Source organism: Chryseobacterium populi (genome assembly GCF_000282115.1).
Taxonomy (GTDB): domain Bacteria; phylum Bacteroidota; class Bacteroidia; order Flavobacteriales; family Weeksellaceae; genus Chryseobacterium; species Chryseobacterium populi.
In genome coordinates this window covers 1-23,954 of sequence record NZ_AKJY01000015.1, presented here as the reverse complement: position 1 = coordinate 23,954, position 23,954 = coordinate 1, and the positions used below count along the sequence as shown (strand labels likewise).

Here is a 23,954-nt window from a genome sequence, read left to right as displayed (position 1 = left end):
AATGTGTAGCAAAAAACGCCGCAGATCTTGATCTGCGGCGTTTTTTGTTGATTATAGATTGTATTAAAGGCTTTTCAGTAATTTTTCTGTGTCACCGGAATCTTCACCTGTCTTTTTTGCCAGCTCAATAGATTTTTCAGCCCATAATTTAGCATTCTTTTTATCTCCCACTTTATTATAAAGATTGGCTAATGTATCTGTATTGGCATAGTTTTCGTCTTTCTTTACAGATTCCTGGGCCCACTTTACAGCAGTTTCAAGAGAAGACTTGGTATTTACATTCTCAAAGAAATTCCATGCAACAGAATTTAATTCTTCAGAACTTAAAGCTGAATAATCTTTGTATAAATCAAGACTCAACTTTTCATAAGTAGCAATATCTTTATTCTTCAAAGCTCTGCCTGCTTTTGCTCTTTTTAAAATTTTCTCAGATTCTTCCTTGCTTAAGAACTTTTGTGATTCTGTAAGGAAATAGTTATCATCCCACGTTTTAGTATCAGCGTTATATGTTTTTTTCATAATGCTGTTCAGTTTGATATTTTTATCAAACATTTCATAGCGGTCTGCAGGAAGTATTTTGATAATATCCGCTTTTTTTGTCTGGAAAGTTTTGTATAAAGGACTGTCAGTAGTTTGTACCCCGGAAAGCAACATCTGAACATCTTCCTTATCTAATGTGGTTTTCGCCTGAAAATAACGATCCATAACTCTTCCTGCAAATTCAGAATCATTATACATCGTAAGCCCGGCAAGATTCTTTAAAAACTCAGGATCTTTCTCTCCGTTTTCAAATTTTTGTTTTAAAGCCGCCAGTCTCTTATTCGGGTCGCCTGCATCTTTTGCAAACTGGATAAAATCTTTTTCTTCTACATAGCCCAGTGTTCTGTGCACTTCTTCTCCGTCACCGTTCACAAAAAGGTAAGTAGGGTAGGCTTTAACATTGTATTTTTTTGCCAGATCGATACCTTCTCCTTTTTCCATATCAATTTTTGCATTGATGAAATTAGAGTTATAATAATCTCCCACAGTCTTAAGCGGGAAGATATTTTTTACCATCAGCTTACAGGGTCCGCACCATGATGCATAAGCGTCGATAAAAATAAGTTTGTTTTCTTTTTTAGCTTTAGCAAGGATGGTTGTGAAGTTGCTGTCTTCGAATTTAATTCCCTGGCTGAAAGCAAGAACTCCAATAAAAATGGAAGAGAATATTGCTAATTTTTTCATAAAACTTTTTATTGATTACAAATGTAATAATTATGTTGATACATGAGTCTTGTTTTGGAGAAATAAGTTACAGTACTCAACGTTATATTAAAAATATTTTAATATAATATTATTTTATAATAATTAATTTTGATAACTAATTAATACAGTTGAAAATTTGAATAGATATTTATTGATTATACTTTTCTTACCATTGAATTCCAGGCTCCTGCAGGCACAGAATTTCTCTTCAATTAAAGATATCGAAGATTCTCTGAGGTCTTCTGAAATGCTTTTGGCTGACGGAAAACAGGAAGAATATATGGCTCGGAGTAATGAAATTTTAGAATCTTCACAAAAAATTCATTATTCAAAAGGAATTGCACTTGCCAGTTATAGGATTGCAATGGCTTTGCTGTATCAGAAACAAACCACCAAGAGCCTGGAGTATATTAAAATATCTGAGAAAGAAGTATACACAAAGCAAAACCCTGAGCAGCAGTTTAACATTCTCAAAGTTACAGGCCTTATTTATTCTGCAGTAAATGAATATGATGAGGCTTTGAAGGAATACAGAAAAATGCTCATAGTATCAGAAAAAATTCCTGAAGCTGAAAGTTCAAATTTTTACAAAAGTATGTCTTACAATAATATTGCAGTGATGTATGGAAGAAAGCAGAATAATGATTCCACCTTATATTATTACAATAAAGCCCGTTACTTTCTTTCAAAATTGAAAATCAGTAACAGAAAGACGGAAATTCTTAAATCATATCTCAATGGCAATATTGGAGAAATAAAGTACCTGCAGCATCAGAAGGATTCAGCAAAATATTATCTTAAAGAAGCCCTGAAAGTTGTACCACAAAACAGAACGGGTTCTACGATTGTGTTTCCGTTTAAATATCTTGCCAACATTTATTTTGATGAAGGGGATTATAAAAACGCCAAAATATCAAATGACAGTGCAATTATTTATGCGGAAAAGCTGAATGATCTCACTAGTCTTAAATATCTCTATGAACTTCGGTTTAAAATTTCTGAACAGCAAAAAAACTTACCTGAAGCACAGAAAGAATTGAAAAAATTCGTAAAGCTTAAAGACAGTATCAATACGCTTGAAAAAGAAAATATAAAAGAACCGTTTAAACATCTGGTTCAAAAGAAAAATATTGAAATACAAGACGGGAAAAAGTACCGTAATACAATTTTCTATTGGGCAACGCTTGCGGTAGGTCTGCTTTTATTAATCCTTACTTCTGTATTTCGCAGGAAAAAGAAACTGGAAAAAGAAAATCTTAAAAATACAAAGGTGATTGAAGCAAAACATCATGAAGTTGAAAATTTAAAAGTCAAGATTAATGAAGCTTTTGAAGAGATGGTAGAACTTGCAAAAGATAATAATCCTGAGTTTATGACCAGATTCAGGGAAATTTACCCCGAATTTTGTAACTCCTTATTAAAAATGTATCCTGATATTAATAATGAAACTCTCAGGTTTTGTGCCCTGCTGAAATTGAATTTTTCAACGAAAGATATCTCGGAATATACATTTGTTACTCCAAGAGCAGTTCAGATCCGTAAAAACCGGCTTAGAAAAAAATTTAATATTCCTTCTGACGAAGATATTTATCTATGGATAAATGAAATTTAAATAAAACCAATAAGTCAAATCATGAATGCATCTAAAGGCCGGGACTGTACATCTTTAAATATAATGATATTGACTATAAACCATATACATTAATGTGATACCTGTGTGATACTCGATTTTTTGAGTGTCACCGGGGACTTATCTTATTTTGTGAATAATTTTTAAGGTGATACATGCCTATCACAATGATTGAATTTTTACCGGGTAAAAGCAAATTTTGTCGGTAGAATACAATTAAACCAATGACTTCCAAAATAATATATGAAACCCGTGAAAACTATTATTGCTAAAACCCTGTTTTTAGTTTGCTTATTTGGTCTTGTTTGTAAAGTTTATGGATCTGCCCCGCTTATTACAGATCTGAATATAGTAAGCCGATCATTATCAGAAGAATGGGAAAGTGAGCTGAAAACATTCGTTAAAGAATATTTCGAATTTGAAAATACAGCACACCAAATACTACAGGATACGCTTAAGGAAATAAGGGATAGAGAACCGGATCTTCCAGTACAGCAATATATGAAAGACCGGGAAGAAGAATATAAAGACCGGGAATTCATGTTTTATTACATCATCTGTTTAATTGTGTTTTTTTCAGGCTTTTTATTACTGATTTTTGCGAAAATCAATAAAAGAAAAGAAAAATTATTGGAAGAAAAATTAGAGATAAAGCAGGAAAAAATAAAAGAAAAAGAAAAAGAAGCGCAGGAGCTTAAATTTAAAATTCATGAAGGATTTGAAGAGATTGTAAAACTAGCCAAAGAAAATAATCCCGAATTTTTGACCAGATTCAGAGATCTTTATCCCCGGTTTTGTTCAGAATTGATCAAAATTTATCCGGACATCAATAACGAGACTCTGAAATTTTGTGCCTTACTTAAGCTGAACTTTTCTACAAAAGATATTTCGGAATACACTTTCGTTACCACACGTGCCGTTCAGATGCGGAAAAACAGACTCCGTAAAAAACTTAATATTCATTCCCACGAAGATATTTATTTATGGATGAATGCATTGGGCTGAATTTTATTTTTCTGATAAATAAATCACTGTTTTTTTATCTGTTTATAAAAATGTGATAGATGTGTGATAGGTGATATTTTCAGTTTTTTAGAATAGTTTCTTTGCTTTGTTGAATCAATTGCAATGACGATTCTAAAAATAACAAAATGAAAAAAACAAAAAAAACGAAATTATTGCTACTTCCTTTATATTTTGTGACCTGTTTTCTTAACGCACAACAAGGAAGTGTAGGGATAGGTACCACAAACCCTGATCCTTCGGCTATTTTAGAGGTGGTGGCTGCGAATAAAGGAGTGCAGCTTCCCGTTGTTTCCCTTACATCTGCCACGGATATTACTACAGTTGGAAATCCTAAAATGGGTTTTGTAGTTTATAATACTGCTGTTGCAGGATCCGGAACTACACAGGTGAATAAAGGATTATACGCTTATAATGGAACTGTTTGGGAAAAAATGTGGACCAAAGCTAATGTAAAAACAGAAGTGGAAAAAGTTCCTTTCATCACTCCTGTATTTGCAGCTAGTAACTTAGCGGCTTCGGCAAGTATTGCTGCCGGTACTATTTCCGGTCTTACATTCAATACACTATACCAGAATTCACCCGCCGGAGCGCAGGGGAGTGCCGGAGCTTATACGGGATATGCCATCCAGCAGGCAGGTGGATATGTTATCTCTTACAATGCAGACCTTAGGAATGTATCCGGAGACACAATTGGCGGAACTATCGTATATGTACTCAAAAATGGAACGAACATCTGTACTTACGGAACAGCTAAAGTATATCAGTTTGGAGGAGTATCCGGTACCTGTACGCTGAACCTTGCTGTAAATGATATCATTACCTTCAGGGTACAGTCTTCTAATTCAGCCTATCAGGTAACAAACCCGAATGTTTCTATCTCACGAATTTCAAATTAAATTACTATGAAAACAAAAACGATTATTTTGCTTCTTGGGGTAATGATGACTATGTTTAATGCTCAGGTTGTTATAGGATCTACTAATGTTTCCCAGGCAGCAATCCTGAAATTAGATTCCAATTCAAAAGCTTTAAGAATCCCCGGGTTATCAATAACCAACAGAACCAATACTGTAACACCTGTTGCTTCACCGGCTGTCGGACTGTTTTTTTACAACACGAGTTCAGATGCCGGCAATGATATTGCAAAAGGAATCGGATATTGGGGAAGTGACAACAGGTATCATTCCCAGGCAACGTTTACGGCCACTGAAGAAATTATTTCTACATCGCAGATTCCCCTGTTGGTATTCAGCGCAGCAATCGGACAAAAACCTATTACATCTTTAGGAAGTGCAGCCGGAGGGGCTTTTACCAAACTTACACTGAGTGCTGCTGAAATTATCATAGATAAATATTCAGGCTGGGTTACTGCTGCCAACCAGTACAAAATTCCTGCATCGGGAATATATATGATAGAGTTTATCACGGATATGTCCAATACAGGGAATAATGGCGGAACTACAACACAAAATATACTGAAGGGAACCGCAAACTTTGCAAGCAGCTATGGAAGAGATAATGTAATTAACAACCGGATGTATACCACAACCATCAGTACACAAAATCTTACAGTAAATGACTTGCTGACTTTTGAGTATACCTATACAGCCAATAATTACAGAATACAGTCTGGCACCCTTAACATTTATAAATATCAATAATGATTCTATGAAAACACAAATTAAAATAATATATGTCCTTATCATTCTTTCAGGCATTAGCAACAACAAGGCGCAGGTGGGTATAGGATTAAGTAACCCGGATGCAAGCACTATTCTTGATTTATTCAGTACCAATAAAGGATTGCTTATTCCAAGAGTACAGCTTTCGGGGGTTAATGATGTTTCCACAATTCCTGTGATTTCTTCTTTGAATTCTACAGATCAGGGAGTTTTGGTTTATAATCTTGCAGATGCAGGCACTACTCCGAATAATGTATTGAAAGATACTTTTTATATCTGGACCGGAACTCAATGGGAAGGAATAGGAGAGATCTCTGACGTACGGTCAGAAATCAGTAACAAAAATATTACCCAGGTTTTATTTGCCGGAAGTCCGGCAACAGTAAATGCAGCGTATACTGCCTCTGCTTATTCTGCCTGGACGACCATGAATTTTACAACTGAAAGACTGGATTCCGGAAATATACATGCATCCGGTTCTTTCACGATACCAGCTACAGGTTTGTACTCTTTCTTTGGAGATATTTCTTTAAGATTATCTTCTACAAACGGAGTAACGAAAGCTTTTGGAGCGCGAATATTTAATGCAACAACGTCCACAGTTCTGGCTATTTCATATTATGGAACCGGGGCAGGTGGCGCTCAAGGAGATATGCCGCTGTATTGGATGGGACAACTGACTGCCGGAACGGTAATCAATATACAATACCGGATGAGGGCTGATGTTTCAAGTACTTTATCTACAAATACCAATTCAAATATTACGATCAGAAAGCATTTTTAATTACTTTATGGCCTCCTGAAATGTTGTGTTCCCTCATAATTCACCGATGATGTCAAAAAAAGGAGGCCTTTTTTTAAACATGTAATACCGAAAAACATGGAAGAAAACTTCAGGGAAATCCATATCGGGAGTATGATCAGGCAATGTGTGGCAGACCGTGGAATAAGTTTTTCCCGGATAAAAAAAGTATTTAAAGTACAGGAAAGTGATGTTCAATTCATTTACGAAGCTAAAAGCATGGAAACTGAGCTGATGTTGAAATGGAGTAAACTGTTGGAATATGATCTCTTCAGGCTCTATTCCCAGCATCTGATACTTTATGCACCTCCGGTTTCTGCTTCTGATAAGGATTCCAGATTATTTCCGGTGAAGGAGAAAAATATTTATACCAAAGAAATGATAGACTTTATCATAGAAACTTTAGATACCGGAAAAAAAACTAAAAAACAGGTACTGGAAGAATATAGGATTCCTAAAACGACTCTGCACAAATGGCTTGCAAAATATAAATAATGAGTACTGTACCTGATTATAAAAAAATATATTGGGATATTCTCAATGAAAAATATCCTGAGAAAAAAAGCAGGTGTATTCCGATTTTGGAAAAAGCAAAATTGGCAGCCCTGGATATTATTAAACTTAATGAAATCATTTTTGATACAGATAAACAGACTGAAATATTCAATCAAAGACACAGAATGTATGATGAGTACACCATTTCACAGATATTAGTTTATCAGGAAGAGAATAAGCTTAATAATTCACAGTTGGCAAGACATTTTAAACTCAGCCGGAATTCAATTACGATATGGAAAAAAAAGTATAAAAAATAAAAGCTGACCCAAATTTTGGGCCAGCTTTTCAATAAAAACCCGCAGAATTTCCGCGGGTTTTGTTTATTTTGTTTTCATGCTGTCTGCTTTTGTACTGTCTGTTATAGCAGCGGCCGGTTCGGAATTGGCAACGGCAGAATCGCCCATGCTGTTCCTTATGGCACTCTTGTCGTGCTCATCTTTAAATTCTTCTCTTTTTTCCTTATTCTGAGCACAGCTTCCTAAAAATGATAAGCCCAATATGGCTCCTATCCATAATTTTTTCATAATAGTTCTTTTAGTATTTAGTACAAACCAAATATAGAAAAATATTCATATTTATTAATATCGTAAGACTTATTCTGTTTCTGTAAAATTTTAAAATATTTTGTAATAATTCAGAAAAACATACTACTTATTGTTGAATCGCAAATGTTTTTTATTATGAAAATGGAATTATTTAAACCTAGGAATGCTGTATTGGCGGAATATATGGATGGATATTATTTTCTTACTAAAAAAGAAACCAATCCGGATATAGAGTACCTGACTTTCCCGAATAATTACAGTATCATATCAATTTGTGAAAATGCAGAGCTGGAATTAGGAAATAACTCCATTAAAGCAATCGGAAAGGATAACGGAAAATTCATTTCAAACCTTATCTGTCATTATAAAAAACCGATTAAAGTTTCTATTAGAGGAACTGTAAATGAAATCAAAAAATCCGCAGAGCTTTCATCTACGGATTTTCCATTTTTGGTTAAGTTCACTTTATTTAGTTACAGGAGCTGCAACAGTATCCTGAATTTTTGCTGCATCAGGATTTGTCATTTTCGTATTCATTGTATCTGTAGCAACAGGGGGTACAGTTTTCACTGTGTCTACTGCTGTTGCTGTAGAATCTGTTTTACTCGATGACATCTGTGGTTCCTTAGTTCCGCAGCTCACTGCAAATATTCCTAAACCTAAGGTTAATAACAAAAACTTTTTCATAATATTCTTCTTTGGTGTGCCGGTAAAAGTTCAATAACCATTCCGAACAAGGGTTGCAGATTATTAAAAAATAAATAAAAATGATTAAATTTTGTTAAAAAAGAATATTTCAGACCAAGATTGAGACAAGCACTTAATTTCCACTCATAACTCATAACTCATAACTCATAACTCATAACTCATAAAAAAAGCCCCGAAATAAAATTCGAGGCCATAATATATTATTTATTGCTGATTAATGATAAAATTATCCAAGATAAGGATATTTATAATCTTTAGGAGAAACAAAAGTTTCTTTGATACTTCTTACGGAAGTCCATCTCAGAAGATTCATTTTAGAACCTGCCTTATCATTTGTTCCCGAAGCTCTCCCGCCACCGAACGGCTGCTGACCTACTACGGCTCCTGTCGGCTTATCATTGATGTAGAAGTTTCCGGATGCATTTTCCAACGCTTTGAAAGCTTCATTGATTGCATAACGGTCTTGCGCAAAAACAGAACCCGTCAATGAATAAGGAGATGAAGAATCTACCAGTGCCAATGTTTCTTTCCAGCCTTTATCTTCATACACATAGATGCTTAAAATAGGTCCGAAAATTTCTTCCACCATACTTTCGTATTGAGGATTGGTTGCTTCAATCACTGTAGGATTTACAAACCATCCTTTAGAATCATCACATGTTCCACCGATCACAACGTTTGCTTCACCTGAGTTTTGAGCTCTCTCGATATAACCTTTACATTTTTCGAATGAATTTTTATCGATTACAGCATTGATGAAATTGGAAGGATCTTCCGGAGAACCGATCTTAATTGAATTGATCTGGGTTTCCATTACTTTTTTTACATCTTCCCAAAGAGATTTAGGAACATAAGCTCTTGAAGCTGCAGAACATTTCTGACCCTGATATTCAAATGCTCCTCTTACCAAAGCAGTAGCTACGGCTTCTACATTTGCAGAAGGATGGGCAATCACAAAATCCTTACCACCGGTTTCCCCAACGATTCTTGGATATGTTCTGTAGTTATGGATATTATCACCGATCATTTTCCACATTCCCTGGAATACTTTTGTAGAGCCTGTAAAATGAAGGCCTGCAAAATCTCTGTGAGCCAATACCTTTTCGGCAGTTTCTTTTCCGTCTGTGAAAATCATGTTGATCACCCCTGCAGGAAGGCCTGCTTCCGTTAAAACATCCATGATTACTTTAGCAGAATAAATCTGTTTGTCAGAAGGTTTCCAAACCACTACATTCCCAAGCATTGCCATACATGTAGGTAAGTTTCCTGAAATCGCTGTAAAGTTGAACGGAGTTACTGCAAAGCAGAATCCTTCCAATGGTCTGTATTCTACACGGTTCCAGATTCCGCTGTCGGAAACCGGCTGCTCAGAATACATTTCGGTCATAAATTCTACATTGAATCTTAAGAAATCTATGAGTTCACAAGCCGAATCAATTTCAGCCTGGTGTACATTTTTAGACTGTCCGATCATGGTAGCAGCGTTGATTACATCTCTGTAAGGTCCTGCTAACAGATCAGCCGCTTTTAAGAAGATCGCTGCACGCTGTTCCCAGCCAAGCTTGTTCCATTCTTTTTTAGCAGCCAGCGCAGCATTGATTGCGTCGTCCACATGCTGCATGGTACCTTTGTGGTAAAACCCGAAGTCATGAGCGTGATCCTGTGGAGACTGAAGCTGAACCTTTTCGTCTGTTTTTACTTCTTTTCCGTTGATTACCATCGGAATCTCTGTTTTTTCAGCCCACATTTTTTTGTAAGTGGCGATAAGACTTTTTACTTCCGGAGAACCCGGTACATAAGAATTTACCGGCTCGTTTACTGCAAATGGTACTTGCGAAATTGCTTTAGACATATGATGTATGTTTTTAATTTTAAAAATTACTGATCATACAAATTTACGCTTTCATTTTGAAAGGAACAATTTCTGTAAATAATACTTCGTCTAATGATCGGAGGTTAAAGTGATATCTGATTTGCTCTTACAGCTTTAGGATAGAAAATATTTCCCCCTCTTACATTTTTTCATTCCCAAGAATTTTCAGGACCAGTTTTTCTTTCCGGGTAAGACCGGCTTTACCGTCATTTATTTCAATATCTTCAAGCTCGTCAAGATACTTTTTGATGGTATTATTTTCATAAAGATTGATCACTAAGGGATGAATGTAATATTTTTTACAGACCGTACTGGTATTGCCAAGATGCCTGGCAACAATGTCCAGAGCCTTCTTTATATTCTTTTTATATTCTGAGTTATTTTCAGCATAGCCGATTTCCCTGAAAGCTATTAAAGCATTTACGGTACCTGACCAGGTTCTGAAATCTTTGGCTGTAAAATCTTCCCCGCTGATCTCTTTAATATAATCATTCACCATCCCTGAGTCTATAGAATGCCTGTTTCCTTCCTCATCATAATATTGGAAAAGCTCTTTTCCCGGAATATCTTTACATTTCTGAACCAGCTTTGACAGTGTTTTGCTTTTTAGATCGACATGATGCATAATTCCTTTTTTTCCTTTGAATGAGAAGGTTAATTTCTGCCCCTTAATCTGTACATGTTTGTCTTTTAAAGTCGTTAAGCCGAAAGATCCGTATAGCTTTTCATAGGCATTATTGCCGATACAGATATTGGTACGCTGCATAAGGCTTATAATGAGCGCCAGTATTTTTCCTTTTTTCAAAATTCCTTAAAGCCAGATCCTGTTCTATTTGCAGACGGATTCCCGGTAAAGCATATCCGAACTGAAGCATCCTATAAAACTTGGTATGGTTTCTGAGTGCACTCCAGAGAGCGTGATATTTGTACTGCTTTCTTTTTTTTACATCAAATCCTGTCGCCTGAAGATGGCCATTATCCAAAGCGCAGATCCAGGCATTTTCCCAGGCAGGAGGAATTACCAGACTGTTGATTCTGCTGATCTCTTCTCTATCAAGGATTTTCCTGCCATCCTTATAATACAGATATTTTTTTCCTTTTCTTTTACGGATAATTCCGGCAGTTTCTGTATCGGAAGTGTAAATCAGATTTACAGCCTTTGCAGAAGCCACCGGATCTTTCATAATTTTGACAATTTTAGAAGGTCGGAGATAATTTCAAGATTATCACTATCCATAATACAAACGGTTAAGAATTTTTACCCTTCGAAAAAATTAAAAATAAAATAGCGATAACCGCTACCACTAAAAGAATCCCCCACCACATCCCGGCTTTAAAAATAGTCTCTATTGCATCACAGCTTGTTAGTAGTAATAAACTGAATATAGTAATACTGTATAAGGTTAACTTTTTCATATGATTGATATTTTGGTTTTAGTTGAATTCTGCGATGCTTTATAGAGGTAAAGTCACCATCGTAAGAGAATGGTTGTACAATGATGACTAGAATTAATTTCTAAGAAACATCGTTATATCTTTTTGAGAGTTTTAAAATGACACTGTTTTACTTCCGGTTTGATATGGATTTGCTGAATACAATGTAGCTTTTGTTTTTTATTGAATAAGATATAGCAAGAATCTTTCCGAAATGTTGTGAATAATTTAATGTTTTGTTTTCGGGTATTTGTTCTTCCATATTTTAGATCGATTCTCATACAGGAATAGAAAAACAATTCAGACAAAAATATATCAGGTGGTACAAACGTTTCTTGGTAAATAATAGTTTTTTTAGAGGTCTAGGGTGGGAAATAATTTCAAAGTCTGATTCTTCTCCATAGAAATGGTTAAGAGCTTTTACCCTTCGAAAATAGTAGTGAAAAATTACAACAACGGTACAAACCCGAATAACTTCCCACCGCATCCCTGCTAAAAATTGGTTTAAATACCTGTTCATCTGGATCGGTAGGCAGCAGGTATTTATGATGTTTAAAATTATTCTTTTAAACTCTATGATAATCCGGCCTCCAGTTTTTAATCGATCTCTTGATCTGGTCCCCGGAAATATTTTCATGGAGTGTTTTATATAAAAGTTCCTTAAATTCCTCATTATCAGCAAATCTCAGGGCAGAAATCTGGTCAAAACTTAATTTTTCAATGACCTCATCAGACCTTTTATTGAAAATTTCAAAATACCGCTGCCTGAATTCCAGTCTCACAATACGGTTTTGATTGCCCAAAGCATAATGCTGCCTTACCATAACAGCCAGGTAGAGAAGCAGGAAAATAATGATAGAAAATAAAATCCAGATCAGTTTATTCTGCGGGTCATCCCAAATCTTGTAAACTCCGGTTCCTCCTAATATCAGCAACAAAGGGAGATAGATGAAATGATGTGGCGGATAATATTTCTTATGGTTTTTATAATCCTGTCTTTTCATACTGAGGAATATAGCAATAATCTTTCCAAAATATTATATTTTTAATAAAAATTGTCGTTTTTTATAGATATGAATGAGAGATTCTGTTTTTTAATTTTTCCAATTTCTGTTTGTATAATTTGAAAGTAAATCTGTTTCATTATGAATTTTTTATGTATGAGATAGTTAAAGGTTGAAAAATTTCAAAAAGAAAATAGAAGTGAACAGGAGGAAAATCTTCTGGAAATGTTAGAAAAATGAGTAAATGATTTGACCGGTAACCATCAATTTTTTTGTAACTTTCGGTTTTAAAATTTAAAAAATGACTTCAAAGGAAAAAGTAGCTGCGCTTCGTGAAGAAATGCAGAAAAATAATGTTGATGCATTTATAGTATATTCTGCAGACCCGCATATGAGTGAATATTTGCCTGAAGAATGGCAGGAGAGAGCCTGGCTGTCGGGGTTTTTAGGCTCTGCAGGTTTTGTGGTAATCACTAAAGATAAAGCCGGGCTTTGGACTGACGGAAGGTATTTTACGCAGGCTGCCATAGAATTGGATGGTTCCGGTATTGATCTTTTCAAAGACGGTATGGAAGGAACTCCCAATTACATAGACTGGATTATTTCTGAAATTCCGTCCAGCGGAAAAGTGGCTGTAAATGCGCTGGCAACTTCCAATGCCAACTGGGAACTGCTTTCTCAAAAATTAAGCGCTAAAAACATAACCTTAATCGACCTTCCGCTCCTGAAAGAAATCTGGAAAGAAAGAGGAACACCTTCTAAGAACCCGATATTTGTACAGCCTGTTGAAAGAGCCGGAAAACCGGTAACCGATAAACTTGGAGCTATCCGCCAGAAAATGGAAGAACAGGAAGTTACCGTTCATATTATTTCAAGTCTGGATGATGTAGCCTGGACCCTTAATCTTAGAGGAAGTGATGTACAGAGTAATCCTGTATTTTTAGGATATATTATCATTACTAAAAATGATGCGATCTTATTCACCGATTTAGAAAAATTAGAAGTGGAGGCAAGAAAGCAGATGGATGATTCTTTCGTAAAAATGATGCCTTACGGGGAATTCTTCAATCATTTGAAGACTTTTAAAAATGAAAAGGTCCTGATTTCTCCAAATAGTAATCAATCGATATTTGAAACCCTGAAATCTGATAATCAGTTTGTAAAAGCTGCTGTTCCAGGAAATCTGATGAAAGCTCAGAAAAATGAAACAGAGCTGGAAGGTTTCAGGAAAGTAATGGTGCGGGACGGCGTTGCGATGGTTAAATTTTTGTACTGGCTGACCCATAATGCAGGAAAAGAAGCGATGAATGAATATTCTATCGGGGAAAAACTAAGAAGTTTCCGTGAAAAGGGAGAAAATTTTGTGGGCGAAAGTTTCGGAAGCATTGTAGGATATAAGGATAACGGTGCTATTATGCATTATTCCGCAAAAAGTGAAGGGAGCAAAGAAGTGACAAATGATGCGAGCATTCTTGTAGATTCAGGAGGGCAGTATCTTGAAGGGACAACAGATATTACAAGAACATTGGCGCTGGGAACAGTTTCTGACGAGTTTAAGAGGAATTCTACATTGGTTCTTCAGGGATTGATCCGTTTATCAAAGGTTAAATTTCCAAAAGGAACGAAAGGAGTTCATTTAGATGCTATTGCCAGGCTCCCGTTGTGGATGGAAGGAAAAGACTTTAACCACGGGACGGGACATGGGGTAGGCAGCTTTATGAATGTTCACGAAGGCCCTCAGAATATCAGAAAAGATATGAATCCGCAAGACCTTCTTCCGGGAATGGTTTGTTCAAACGAACCGGGATACTATCTTGAAGGGGATTACGGGATCCGTCATGAAAACCTGATTGCTGTAAAAGAGGCAGAAACAACAATTCATGGGACTTTCTATGAGTTTGAGACCTTAACTTTCTGTCCGTTCTTTAAAGATACCATTGTAAAAGAAATCCTTTCCGGGGAAGAGATCGAATGGCTGAATACTTATCACAAAACCTGTGAAGAGAAAATTGCGCCATTCCTGGAAGGAGAAGTTAAAGAATGGTTCTTACAATTGGTAAGCCCGCTTTAAATCAAAGATTAAAAAATATTGAGAATCATTCTCGAATTGTTAGATAAATTTCAAAAGCCCTGCAGGAGTTCCTTGCAGGGCTTTGTTTTTGTGGAAGTTTCATGCAGAGGAAAACCCTGTAGACGCTGATAGGAAGGATTAATTAAAACATATTCCGAATTACACAACCGTATTTTTACGGATATATTTTTAGGGATTATCCTGAAGAATGCCGGAATAATGACTGTTATCTTTGTATCAACAAAAACAGACATCATATCATTTCTTCATAAACAAAAGCAGTTTGAATCATCCCAGAAATGGGGTGATTTTTTATTTTTTTAGATTAAAAAGGCAATTTATTATTAAGAAATAAATTCAGAAAGGTGTAGAATGTTTAATCACTGTTTATATTAAAAATGGAAGATTATAGTGTAAGTAAAAAATCCTGAAAAATATGTTTCAATAAATACTAATTGATTTATTTACAGTGTGGTATAGTAAATTAAACCTATAAAGTGTTAAACTTTTTACTGTAAGATTTATGGACAAAACCGGGGATAAATTCACCATTGTCAAGATAGCCGTTGCCGATTGTACATTTTCATCATAATTAATGTTTTCATTTCACTGTAAAATAAGAATGATTGGCTTTACCTTGATATTGTGGTAGAGCCAATCATTTTTGTAAATTATTCAGATTAAATAATACTTTTTAGTCTCTGAAACAGAGTAAAAGTAATTCCAGAGTTAAAAAAATATTTTAAATTTTCTTATAATTTAACCATTTCCTTGACAGGAAAAGTAAAAAAGATATTATGAGAACAATTGTAAATGGCCACAAAAATATCTTTGATGAGAGATATAAAATGAAAATACCAATGAAAGATATAATAATGAATATTAAAAATAATTTTTCTTTCCCGATAAGCTTTAGACAATTATAAACAAACAACATCAGGAATCCAAAAAAAGTAAATTGCCCAAAATTATTTTTTAAGTAATTATAATTTAAAGTATCATTATAATTTGGACTTAACCAAATATAGGCGAAAAACATCACACCAATAAAAGATGTAATTAATATGGCAATATCTTTAAATTTTAGTGTTTTCATAGATAATATATTTAGCAGCCTGCAGCTTCAAGACAGTCAACAGCTCCCCATCCGGCACCCACAAAACCTATCACAGCGCCACCCCAAGCTCCGAAGAAACCTCCTGTAGCACCTCCAACAACTCCACCAATTATAGTAGCAGCAATCATTCGTGGTTTCCATTTGTTTACACAAGCCTGGCAGGCAGGATTTCTTTTTGCAGCCATGGCAAGATTTTCTTCAACAATAAAATCAGCTTTTTCGATTACTCTTTCTATAAATTCTTGATTCTGTCCGTTATATTTCAATTGAGGGTATTTATTATAAAGAGTTGCCAACAGTTCATTCATTTTATCAAGAGCTATTGATACTTCATCATTTGAATATCCTGTCAATTGTGTAAAATATGCTTCTTTTCCTTGTTCAAAATCAGCCTGATTAAAATTAGTTCGGAAATTATTTTTATTAGGCATATTCTCAAAAAGTGAAAATGTTATACTTCCATATTCGATAAAGTTTTGGTCTGTAGATAATTCTTTTATTAATTCTTCTTCAGTTAAATCACCCAATACTGATGATTGATTGTTTAAGATGGTTTTTGATGATACACTATTGTCATCAACATTATTATCATTATTTGAACAAGATGTAAATAGCGATAAGGATACGATTGCTAAAATACTAAATGCTTTTTTCATTTTTTTTAAGTTTAATTTGTTTTTATATGGTTATTAATAATCATGATTGGTTTGTTTAAATATGCAAATAATTACCAAACCTTAAATTATTTGCTTTAATACTCTAAGATTTTCATTCTATAGTTATAAGTTTACAGCTAATATAAATATTTTATTAAATAAACCAAAATTATTTCCTTATTTATTGATTTATTAATAATATATACATATAAACAAAATAATAGAATTCATCGTATTATTTAACAGACAGATTTTTATTTTAGTGAAGACTTTCCCACATTTATCATTTCGGGGCCCACCCGGAAGACTAAAACCTGAGAGAATTATTGAATGTTAATTGAAAGAGTGCCTGAATTCCAACGGTGACATATTTGTTTTCTTTTTAAACAGTGTGCTGAAAGACTGTGAATGCTCAAATCCCAGTTCGTATGCAATTTCGCTGATGGAAAGCTCTGTGGTGGATAGTTTCTCTTTTGCTTTACTGATAAGCTTTTCATGAATATGCTGCTGTGTATTTTGCCCGGTATGAATTCTCAAAAGATCACTTAAATAATTCGGAGATAAATTCATCGCTTCTGCAATTTGATGAACGGTTAAAAGGCCTTTTTTAGAAAACTTCCTGTCAAAATAATCATTTAAAAATAATTCAAATTTCGTTAAAAGCTGATGGCTACCGTTTTTTCGGGTAATGAACTGCCTCTGATAGAAACGTTTAGAATAATTCAACAGTAATTCAATCTGTGATAAGATAATTTCCTGGGTATGGTGGTCGATATGTTGACATTCCTTATCTATTTTTTGCAGGATTTCAAGCAGATCATTTTCTTCGTCTTCAGATAAATGCAAAGCTTCATTCACTGCATACGAGAAAAATCCATAAGATGAAATGGTTTTCGCCAAAGGATGCTTCAGCAGGAAGTCTTCATGAAAAATCAGCAGATAACCCGTATTTTGACAATCCATCGTCTTCAGATCCAGATACTGGACCTGGTTGGGAGCCGTAAAGCTCAACACCCCCTTGTCATAATCATAATGTTGCTGGCCATATTTTATTTTTCCTTTCGCATTACGTTTCAGGGCAATACAATAATACCTGCTCACAAAACCTTTCCACATATCATCTTCAATGAAAATACTTTCAGAAAGGTTGATCACACTTACCATTGGATGCTTTGGCTCGGGAAGAGAAAGCAGCCTGTGAAATGCCGAAATAGATTTTATCGTGTTCATAATTTTTTAAACTTTTTTATTTTTTATGGCGTCTGTCCTCCGGTTAAACCAGATTGTAACAATACTGTGTTTCAGAGATCAACCTCATAGGTTTCTGAAACCTATGAGGTTGAATTTATTCTAAGAATTAAAATTACAAATTAATAATCCAACAATCCCATTCCGAATTCATCATAAGTTGCTCCTGTATCTGTTCCCAGAGGTACAATACTTTCCAGTTTCCGGATCTCAGATTCATTCAGCTGAATGCTTGCCGCTTCAATATTCTGTTCAAGATATTTTCTGCGTTTCGTTCCCGGGATAGGAAGAATTCCTTTGCTGATAATCCATGCTAAAGCCAACTGGGATGAAGTAATGTTTTTTTCGCTGGCCAGAGTTTCAATCGCTTCTACCAGCTCAATGTTTTTATGAAAATGCTGCCCCTGAAAACGGGGGATTCCTCTTCGGAAATCATTTTCCGGCAAATCATCAACAGTTTTAATATTCCCTGACAAAAATCCTCTTCCCAAAGGTGAGTACGCCACAAACCCAATTCCCGATTCATTTAATGTCTTGATAACACCTTTCTCTTCAACCGTTCTTTCAAAAAGAGAATATTCACTTTGTACTGCAGAAATCGGATGAACTGCATGCGCTCTTTTCACTGTTTCAGAAGATACTTCAGACAGACCGATATAACCTATTTTTCCTTCTTTTACCAGATCACTCATTGCTCCGACAGTTTCTTCAACAGGGGTATTCTTATCAAGCCGGTGCATATAATAAAGGTCGATGTAATCTGTTTTCAGATTTTTCAGAGAACGTTCGATAGATTTTTTCACATAATCTTTTGTTCCGTTGATTTTCCAGGTTACCTGCTCGTTGTCATCAATCTCCCAACCAAATTTTGTTGCAATAATATACTGACCGCGATTACCTTCAATGGCTTTTGCAATCAGTTGCTCATTTTTAAAAGGACCATATAAATCGGCAGTGTCCAGAAAATTCCCACCCAATTCCAGAGAGCGGTGAATAGTAGCAATAGCTTCTTTTTCATCGGTTTTTCCATACATATCTGCATCACCGAAACCTGTCATTCCCATACATCCCAAACCTATATTCGGAACCAATAATCCCTGATTTCCTAATTTAACCTGATTTAATTTCATATCGTTGATTTTTATGGTACAAAATTCAGCAGAAATTAAAAATTGGATGTATGCAAAACAATGATTATTGTATGCAAATTACCTGGAAATAATTTTTATGGATCCGATAATCGCTTTGTAATTTTACTACTTGTATGTTGGGAATTTCTACATCTTTTGTCCGTTTTTTTAATTTGATTAAAATCATACCTTAGCAAAATGATCAAACTAAGCAGTGGAACATACCTTGGGGAGAGCACCAGCCGATTTGAAGGCAATGGTATTCAACTCGTTGATACAGTCTATCATCAGGCTGTTTCAAACGATTGGCATTCTCATGAGCACGCTCACCTTACTTTAGTGCTGGATGGTGGAAACAGAGAGCAGCGGCGCGGTGCTGAATACCAGCTGACTGCAGGTCAGGTTATTTTTTATCATAGTGATGAGGTACACAAAAACGATCACACGCTGTTCCCTTCACGGAATATTAACCTGGAGATCAGGCCGGAGTTCTTCGCAAAATATGAACTCACCGAAGTTCAGTTTGCTGAAGCCATTAAATTTCATAATATCAATGCATCACTTATTTTACGCGTTTTTAAAGAAGCAGAATTTAATGAAGATGCTCTGACCGACCATGTTGCTGAGTTGCTTATTTCTCCTCTAAACAAAAAATATAAAGTGCCGCCAAAATGGATAAGGGAGCTGCATCAGCTATTGAATGACAACTGGCAGGAAACTCCCAGCCTGCATACACTTGCAACGATAGTAAATGTACATCCTACCACAATCTCCAAGTATTTTTCCCAATACTTCGGATGTACACTAAGCCAATACCTTAGAAAACTTAAAATTGAACGGGCGATACCCTTGTTGCGGGATAAATTTTCGATTTCTGAGATAAGTTACATTTGCGGGTTTGCCGATCAAAGCCATTTTATCAGAACCTTCAAAACAGAGACAGGCATACTGCCGAAAGCTTTTCGTAAATTGTAAAGGCAAATCTTGTTCTATTTTTTTATTCTGAATGTCATTAATTTTGTTGAATGATTAAGACTCATCTAATTGGTTTGTTGTTGCTGTTAATGACCTTTAAATCTAATGCACAGGATGTTAAGTCAAAGTTGGACAGCTTTTATACCAGCCTGGCAAAGGAAGGCAGGCTGAATGGTAATGTGCTGGTAGCTGAAGGAGAACGTGTAGTTTATCACAAATCTTTTGGCTATGCAGATTTTGAAGAAATGAAAAGCAACAACATCCGAACTGCATTTCAGCTTGCCTCACTTTCAAAACCCTTTACAGCGATTGCCGTTTTGCAATTGGCAGATCAGAGAAAGCTAAATCCGGAAGACGAACTGAAAAAGTATTTTCCAAATTTTCCTTACCCAGGGATCACCATCAGTCAGCTGCTTTCACACAGTTCAGGAGTATCAGATCAGGATTTAGGGCAAGCACTGGCGATATTTGAGAAAGTAAACGGGCATCCACATACCAATGCAGAGTTATTACAATTTTTTGCCGGGCATCCGGTAAGTTTCAAACTTGCACCGGGTCAGAAGTGGTGGTATAGCAATTTAGGCTATGAATTACTGGCATGCCTGGTCGAAAAAGTGTCCGGAGAATCATTTGACCGATATCTCGCACAGCACATCTTCAAACCGGCGGGTATGAAAAACACCTATCTGCTTTCTTATCCAGAGGTGCAGCAAACATATCAGGCAAAGAACTATGATTATCCCAAAATCTATGCAACCGACAGAATCCGTATTGACCAAACTGCAGCTGATTACAGGGAACGGGCTTATGGACACAGCAATATTGTGAGTACTTGTGAAGATCTGCTGAAACTGGCTAATCATTATTTCGACGGATTGTTGATAAAACCAGGAACAGTGAACAAGGCGATAAAAAGCACGCAACTTGAAAATGGACAACCAAACGCAGTTTGGATGAATATTGGCGGACTGGGAAATACAGTAGACGGACTCGGATGGTTTATTTTTACGGATCCGGGAAATAAAGATCAGTTATTTCATGCGGGTGGTATGGCCGGAGCAGTGACGATATTGCTGTATGACATAGAGAAAAAACAAACAGTGATCATTTTGGATAATACAGGAAGTGAGGGCATTTACAGAAATGCACAAAACGGAATGCGAATTCTCAACCGGCAGCAAATAACACCTGCTAAACGGAATCTGACTAAGCTATATGGCCGCTGGCTGGTTAGCAAGGGGGAAAAAATAGCTGCAGAAATGTTGGAATCGAATAAACAGGATACCGCGAATTTCACACTTACTGAGAATGAAATGAACAACCTCGGATATGCTTTTTTAGGAGACAAGCTCTATAGTAATGCAATTGCCGTTTTTAAATTAAACTGCACACTGTTCCCGATCAGCGATAACGCATGGAACAGTTACGGCGAAGCATTAGAGCAAATCGGACAAACTAAGGTAGCGGAGGAAATGTACGTCAAATCCTTACATTTAAACCCGGTAAATAGTGATTCTCAAAAAGCATTGGACCGAATTCGCACAGCAAGCAGGATTAAGAAATAAAATTAATAAATTATTTACCAATGCAAAAAGTAAAAATAACTGATAAACAGATATTTATGCTTTCTGAGGGACAATAGGGTAACAGAATCCCACAAACTAATAATATTTATTACAAAGGTAGTGATATTCTAAAAATAACTCGATAATAATTGAAAAGACATTTCAAATCGATCTCAATGTCAGTAAGACCATTTCAGTAAACAATGATATCACCAAAGGATTTCCCGCTGGTTCTATAAATTATACCATCTTGAATAAATCTGATGATTAGTGATGAATTCCTTAAATTTATAGGAAGTATTGCCATTTCATTTTCAAAAATCCAATAATCTGAATCCCTCCAATTACTCGGATGTATTTTGGTGATCATTGCTGCACTTACCCGCGTATTCTGACCTTTGTCATTTCTACCTGTAAAAAATCCGTCATGCTCCCGAAATTCCTGAAATGCATTTTGGTTGGTAATTAATTCCGGTACGATACATGTTGAACCCATCAAACAATCCATTACATCATCCTTATCTAGAGCCAACATATCCACTGCATTTATTGCAATAAGATACGGTTTATCGAGTATACCGTATCGTCCAGATTTTACCTTTAAAGCTTTCCTTAAACTTTCTACGTTGTTTAGTATCTTTGCATCCATCCCATAGACACCAATTGCACGATGATTTTTTTTGCCACGTCCTTTATTGCTTTTCGGAATTGGTCCATATTCTATATAAATATTGTCATCTTCATATATATGAATAAAAGGCTGATTAATTTTTCCATTATTCATCTTTTCAAATAAATCATTGACATCATAGGAATTGATAGTTTTTTCCATAGCTTTGCGTATAATATTAGCTCTCGGTTGCTGATTTCCTTTTAACGCAATACGCCTGATATATATAAAGAAATCTGAGATATCTGATTGGTCTAACACAGAATAAAGTGAAGCCAGCATTTTTTTTGCAGATTTTTCTTCTTGACTATCATAAAATGAAACTTTTGCTTCCAAGTAAAACTCTTGTCCAAATCCAGTAACCAGAAAATCTGGTTTCTTAGTACTATTTGGTACTTTTGGATGTATCTTTACGCAATACCCTATCTTTTGAAATAGAGTAAAAAGGAAAAGCTCAAAAAAACCTGCATCAAAATCATTTTTAAAATTATTGCGTAGATCATCTTTGTCAGAATCTGGATAGGCTTCAAACCATTTCTCCAGTTGCAATCTTATTTGGATAATTTCTTCTCTATTACTTCCAGAGTAATATGTGTAGTTATTCTGATGGTGACCTTGAGGACCAAAAATTTCCTGCTGTTCCCTATCAAATAAAATATTCATAGATTAGAATGTTATAATATTGATTAAACTGAAACAATCCGAGTTGTTTAGTAACATAGCTAGAAAGACACAAAATAAAAATGAGGAATTTTTAATTTTGAAAGTATGTGTTTTTTGCTATTTTGAAAATAGGTAAGACATTTTAGAAAGTATTTTATATTGGATCATTATTAGCTTATATCAGATATTTTAAACGTTTGTGGCTAAGGCTGTTAAAAATATGTTCAACTTGCTTTTTAAAGCGTCTTTTTTTGGTAACGGGCCACTATATGATACAAATATAGTATTAATAATAATTTAATATAATATTTAAAAAAAACAAATTTAATTATTAATCTAGATAAGCCATTATGAAAGAACTATACAAGACTGCTTTGTTAGCAATTGAAAATGAAGAAAAAAATATAGCTAGAAGTGAAAAAAATGTCATAAATGAAATGCGTCATTTAATTTCCTTTCTACAAAAACTATTAATCAAGCTAAAGTCTGAAATATTGGCGAAAGGGTTTAATAATACTCGAGATGAGATATTTTTTTTTAAGCATGTTAAACCTATAATTTTAGGAAAACTCATATACTACAATAGAATTCTTAGAATTGAATCATGTAGTCCTATTAATGATTATTTAATTGAAAATTTTTATGAAGATCAATTAAAAATTCTTGATAAAGATAATCGAAAGTATTTTCAATACTCCAACTTTTACAAGTATTATCGTTCTGGTCGCACAGATCTTGATGAAAAATACTTTAGATTAGGTCAAATAGACATTTTGGAAGGAGTAAATAGTTACGTTTTTGAAATTGATAGTAACTTCTCCACGTATTATGACTATGAGACTGCAAAAATAATCGCATTAAATTGGCTGCATTCATATTTATCATCAAAAAAAACGAAAATACAACCCAAAGACGAAAATTTCTTTAAAGTCAATGACGATATTGAAATTTCATGGACTGAGTCAAAAAATGCGCTTATTGAGCTAATTTATGCACTTCATATTTCTAATAGTATTTCTAATGGAAGAGCCGGCTTAACTAATATATCTAAGATGTTTGAAGATATTTTTAAAGTAAACTTAGGAGATATACATCATGCTTTTTATCAAATGAAGTATAGGGCTGGCACAAAGACCCGTTATTTACATTTTTTAATAAATTCACTTGAAAGATATATGGACAATGATCTTTAAATTATAAATATGGATTGGACTTTAAATTAATTTCTAAATTCTTTATAAAAGCTAATTTTATGTTTTATAAAATTCAAAAAGATGAAGCAGATATATATAAAAAGTGAAGACTTACCCTTTTTCAAACAGTTGATAAATATAAAATATTCTCTAATTGAT

At 34.9% G+C, this 23,954-nt stretch carries 22 protein-coding genes; 11 read left to right on the top strand and 11 right to left on the bottom strand.

Translation table 11 applies throughout. The annotated features are described in order from the left end of the window. Positions 1-63: 63 nt before the first annotated feature. Positions 64-1,224, bottom strand: coding sequence for a thioredoxin family protein (locus PMI13_RS06065; RefSeq protein ID WP_007841706.1), 1,161 nt, complete (start codon positions 1,222-1,224; stop codon positions 64-66). 157 nt (positions 1,225-1,381) lie between these two features. On the opposite strand from PMI13_RS06065, the gene PMI13_RS20590 reads away from it, so the two are divergent. The 7 genes from PMI13_RS20590 (at position 1,382) to PMI13_RS06030 (ending at position 7,200) form a co-directional block, all read left to right on the top strand. Further along, positions 1,382-2,857 carry a tetratricopeptide repeat protein gene (locus PMI13_RS20590; protein ID WP_007841704.1) on the top strand — a complete coding sequence of 492 codons (1,476 nt, stop codon included), beginning with the start codon at positions 1,382-1,384 and terminating at the stop codon, positions 2,855-2,857. A gap of 261 nt (positions 2,858-3,118) precedes the next feature. Continuing rightward, a complete protein-coding gene (locus tag PMI13_RS20585) occupies positions 3,119-3,880 on the top strand; it encodes a helix-turn-helix transcriptional regulator (protein WP_007841703.1) in 762 nt (253 codons plus the stop codon). A gap of 146 nt (positions 3,881-4,026) precedes the next feature. Further along, the gene (locus tag PMI13_RS06050) at positions 4,027-4,797 is read left to right on the top strand and encodes a hypothetical protein (protein WP_007841702.1); all 771 of its coding nucleotides are present in this window, start codon (positions 4,027-4,029) and stop codon (positions 4,795-4,797) included. A gap of 6 nt (positions 4,798-4,803) precedes the next feature. Then, complete coding sequence (locus PMI13_RS06045) at positions 4,804-5,562, top strand: hypothetical protein (RefSeq protein WP_007841701.1); 759 nt, start codon at positions 4,804-4,806, stop codon at positions 5,560-5,562. A gap of 7 nt (positions 5,563-5,569) precedes the next feature. After that, positions 5,570-6,367, top strand: a complete 798-nt coding sequence (locus PMI13_RS06040; RefSeq protein ID WP_007841700.1) for a hypothetical protein — start codon at positions 5,570-5,572, stop codon at positions 6,365-6,367. 96 nt (positions 6,368-6,463) lie between these two features. Continuing rightward, complete coding sequence (locus PMI13_RS06035; RefSeq protein ID WP_007841699.1) at positions 6,464-6,880, top strand: hypothetical protein; 417 nt, start codon at positions 6,464-6,466, stop codon at positions 6,878-6,880. Beyond that, positions 6,880-7,200: a hypothetical protein gene (locus tag PMI13_RS06030; protein WP_007841698.1), complete on the top strand. Its 321-nt coding sequence runs from the start codon at positions 6,880-6,882 to the stop codon at positions 7,198-7,200. Before PMI13_RS06035 ends, PMI13_RS06030 begins: the two co-directional genes overlap by 1 nt. 63 nt (positions 7,201-7,263) lie before the next feature. Here PMI13_RS06030 and PMI13_RS06025 read toward each other — a convergent pair whose 3' ends face one another. From PMI13_RS06025 to PMI13_RS06005, 6 genes are all read right to left on the bottom strand, one after another. Next, positions 7,264-7,467 carry a hypothetical protein gene (locus PMI13_RS06025; protein ID WP_007841691.1) on the bottom strand — a complete coding sequence of 68 codons (204 nt, stop codon included), beginning with the start codon at positions 7,465-7,467 and terminating at the stop codon, positions 7,264-7,266. A 486-nt stretch (positions 7,468-7,953) separates the two neighbouring features. Next, entirely contained in the window at positions 7,954-8,175 is a 222-nt protein-coding gene (locus PMI13_RS06020) for a hypothetical protein (RefSeq protein ID WP_007841689.1), read from the bottom strand. A gap of 247 nt (positions 8,176-8,422) precedes the next feature. After that, complete coding sequence (gene pruA / locus PMI13_RS06015; RefSeq protein WP_007841687.1) at positions 8,423-10,048, bottom strand: L-glutamate gamma-semialdehyde dehydrogenase; 1,626 nt, start codon at positions 10,046-10,048, stop codon at positions 8,423-8,425. A gap of 160 nt (positions 10,049-10,208) precedes the next feature. Beyond that, on the bottom strand, positions 10,209-10,835 hold the full coding sequence (locus PMI13_RS21520) for a DNA topoisomerase IB (RefSeq protein WP_007841685.1): 627 nt from the start codon (positions 10,833-10,835) through the stop codon (positions 10,209-10,211). Continuing rightward, on the bottom strand, positions 10,804-11,253 hold the full coding sequence (locus PMI13_RS21515) for a DNA topoisomerase IB (protein WP_007841684.1): 450 nt from the start codon (positions 11,251-11,253) through the stop codon (positions 10,804-10,806). The genes PMI13_RS21520 and PMI13_RS21515 overlap by 32 nt, the downstream gene beginning before the upstream one ends. An 816-nt stretch (positions 11,254-12,069) precedes the next feature. Beyond that, complete coding sequence (locus PMI13_RS06005; protein ID WP_007841682.1) at positions 12,070-12,507, bottom strand: DUF6526 family protein; 438 nt, start codon at positions 12,505-12,507, stop codon at positions 12,070-12,072. 301 nt (positions 12,508-12,808) lie between these two features. On the opposite strand from PMI13_RS06005, the gene PMI13_RS06000 reads away from it, so the two are divergent. Further along, complete coding sequence (locus tag PMI13_RS06000) at positions 12,809-14,578, top strand: aminopeptidase P family protein (RefSeq protein WP_007841679.1); 1,770 nt, start codon at positions 12,809-12,811, stop codon at positions 14,576-14,578. A 1,107-nt stretch (positions 14,579-15,685) separates the two neighbouring features. Here the strand turns inward: PMI13_RS06000 and PMI13_RS05985 are convergent. From PMI13_RS05985 to PMI13_RS05975, 3 genes are all read right to left on the bottom strand, one after another. Continuing rightward, the gene (locus tag PMI13_RS05985; protein WP_007841674.1) at positions 15,686-16,351 is read right to left on the bottom strand and encodes a hypothetical protein; all 666 of its coding nucleotides are present in this window, start codon (positions 16,349-16,351) and stop codon (positions 15,686-15,688) included. 333 nt (positions 16,352-16,684) lie between these two features. Beyond that, positions 16,685-17,581: a helix-turn-helix domain-containing protein gene (locus tag PMI13_RS05980; protein ID WP_007841671.1), complete on the bottom strand. Its 897-nt coding sequence runs from the start codon at positions 17,579-17,581 to the stop codon at positions 16,685-16,687. 140 nt (positions 17,582-17,721) lie between these two features. After that, positions 17,722-18,729 carry an aldo/keto reductase gene (locus PMI13_RS05975; RefSeq protein ID WP_007841670.1) on the bottom strand — a complete coding sequence of 336 codons (1,008 nt, stop codon included), beginning with the start codon at positions 18,727-18,729 and terminating at the stop codon, positions 17,722-17,724. A 198-nt stretch (positions 18,730-18,927) separates the two neighbouring features. Between PMI13_RS05975 and PMI13_RS20580 the strand changes: the two genes are divergently transcribed. After that, positions 18,928-19,704 (top strand): helix-turn-helix domain-containing protein, encoded by a 777-nt coding sequence (locus PMI13_RS20580; protein ID WP_007841668.1) that lies wholly within the window; start codon positions 18,928-18,930, stop codon positions 19,702-19,704. A 50-nt stretch (positions 19,705-19,754) separates the two neighbouring features. Beyond that, positions 19,755-21,269, top strand: coding sequence for a serine hydrolase domain-containing protein (locus PMI13_RS05965; protein ID WP_007841666.1), 1,515 nt, complete (start codon positions 19,755-19,757; stop codon positions 21,267-21,269). A 193-nt stretch (positions 21,270-21,462) separates the two neighbouring features. Here the strand turns inward: PMI13_RS05965 and PMI13_RS05960 are convergent, their stop codons facing one another. Then, entirely contained in the window at positions 21,463-22,602 is a 1,140-nt protein-coding gene (locus PMI13_RS05960) for a hypothetical protein (protein WP_007841665.1), read from the bottom strand. Positions 22,603-22,952: 350 nt separating this feature from the next. Here PMI13_RS05960 and PMI13_RS05955 point away from each other — a divergent pair, with 350 nt between their 5' ends. After that, positions 22,953-23,795, top strand: coding sequence for an RteC domain-containing protein (locus PMI13_RS05955; protein WP_007841661.1), 843 nt, complete (start codon positions 22,953-22,955; stop codon positions 23,793-23,795). Positions 23,796-23,954 lie beyond the last annotated feature (159 nt).

What these genes read in the sequence shown, in the direction of transcription:
- PMI13_RS06005 (WP_007841682.1), bottom strand. Translation starts at nt 12,507, where the DNA reads ATGAAAAGACAGGATTATAAAAACCATAAGAAATATTATCCGCCACAT.
- PMI13_RS05955 (WP_007841661.1), top strand. Translation starts at nt 22,953, where the DNA reads ATGAAAGAACTATACAAGACTGCTTTGTTAGCAATTGAAAATGAAGAA.
- PMI13_RS21520 (WP_007841685.1), bottom strand. Translation starts at nt 10,835, where the DNA reads ATGCAGCGTACCAATATCTGTATCGGCAATAATGCCTATGAAAAGCTA.
- PMI13_RS06050 (WP_007841702.1), top strand. Translation starts at nt 4,027, where the DNA reads ATGAAAAAAACAAAAAAAACGAAATTATTGCTACTTCCTTTATATTTT.
- PMI13_RS06065 (WP_007841706.1), bottom strand. Translation starts at nt 1,224, where the DNA reads ATGAAAAAATTAGCAATATTCTCTTCCATTTTTATTGGAGTTCTTGCT.
- PMI13_RS06025 (WP_007841691.1), bottom strand. Translation starts at nt 7,467, where the DNA reads ATGAAAAAATTATGGATAGGAGCCATATTGGGCTTATCATTTTTAGGA.
- PMI13_RS06040 (WP_007841700.1), top strand. Translation starts at nt 5,570, where the DNA reads ATGAAAACACAAATTAAAATAATATATGTCCTTATCATTCTTTCAGGC.
- PMI13_RS21515 (WP_007841684.1), bottom strand. Translation starts at nt 11,253, where the DNA reads ATGAAAGATCCGGTGGCTTCTGCAAAGGCTGTAAATCTGATTTACACT.
- PMI13_RS06020 (WP_007841689.1), bottom strand. Translation starts at nt 8,175, where the DNA reads ATGAAAAAGTTTTTGTTATTAACCTTAGGTTTAGGAATATTTGCAGTG.
- PMI13_RS05980 (WP_007841671.1), bottom strand. Translation starts at nt 17,581, where the DNA reads ATGAACACGATAAAATCTATTTCGGCATTTCACAGGCTGCTTTCTCTT.
- PMI13_RS20585 (WP_007841703.1), top strand. Translation starts at nt 3,119, where the DNA reads ATGAAACCCGTGAAAACTATTATTGCTAAAACCCTGTTTTTAGTTTGC.
- PMI13_RS06030 (WP_007841698.1), top strand. Translation starts at nt 6,880, where the DNA reads ATGAGTACTGTACCTGATTATAAAAAAATATATTGGGATATTCTCAAT.
- PMI13_RS06000 (WP_007841679.1), top strand. Translation starts at nt 12,809, where the DNA reads ATGACTTCAAAGGAAAAAGTAGCTGCGCTTCGTGAAGAAATGCAGAAA.
- PMI13_RS05965 (WP_007841666.1), top strand. Translation starts at nt 19,755, where the DNA reads ATGATTAAGACTCATCTAATTGGTTTGTTGTTGCTGTTAATGACCTTT.
- pruA (WP_007841687.1), bottom strand. Translation starts at nt 10,048, where the DNA reads ATGTCTAAAGCAATTTCGCAAGTACCATTTGCAGTAAACGAGCCGGTA.
- PMI13_RS05975 (WP_007841670.1), bottom strand. Translation starts at nt 18,729, where the DNA reads ATGAAATTAAATCAGGTTAAATTAGGAAATCAGGGATTATTGGTTCCG.
- PMI13_RS20580 (WP_007841668.1), top strand. Translation starts at nt 18,928, where the DNA reads ATGATCAAACTAAGCAGTGGAACATACCTTGGGGAGAGCACCAGCCGA.
- PMI13_RS05960 (WP_007841665.1), bottom strand. Translation starts at nt 22,602, where the DNA reads ATGAATATTTTATTTGATAGGGAACAGCAGGAAATTTTTGGTCCTCAA.
- PMI13_RS06035 (WP_007841699.1), top strand. Translation starts at nt 6,464, where the DNA reads ATGGAAGAAAACTTCAGGGAAATCCATATCGGGAGTATGATCAGGCAA.
- PMI13_RS05985 (WP_007841674.1), bottom strand. Translation starts at nt 16,351, where the DNA reads ATGAAAAAAGCATTTAGTATTTTAGCAATCGTATCCTTATCGCTATTT.
- PMI13_RS06045 (WP_007841701.1), top strand. Translation starts at nt 4,804, where the DNA reads ATGAAAACAAAAACGATTATTTTGCTTCTTGGGGTAATGATGACTATG.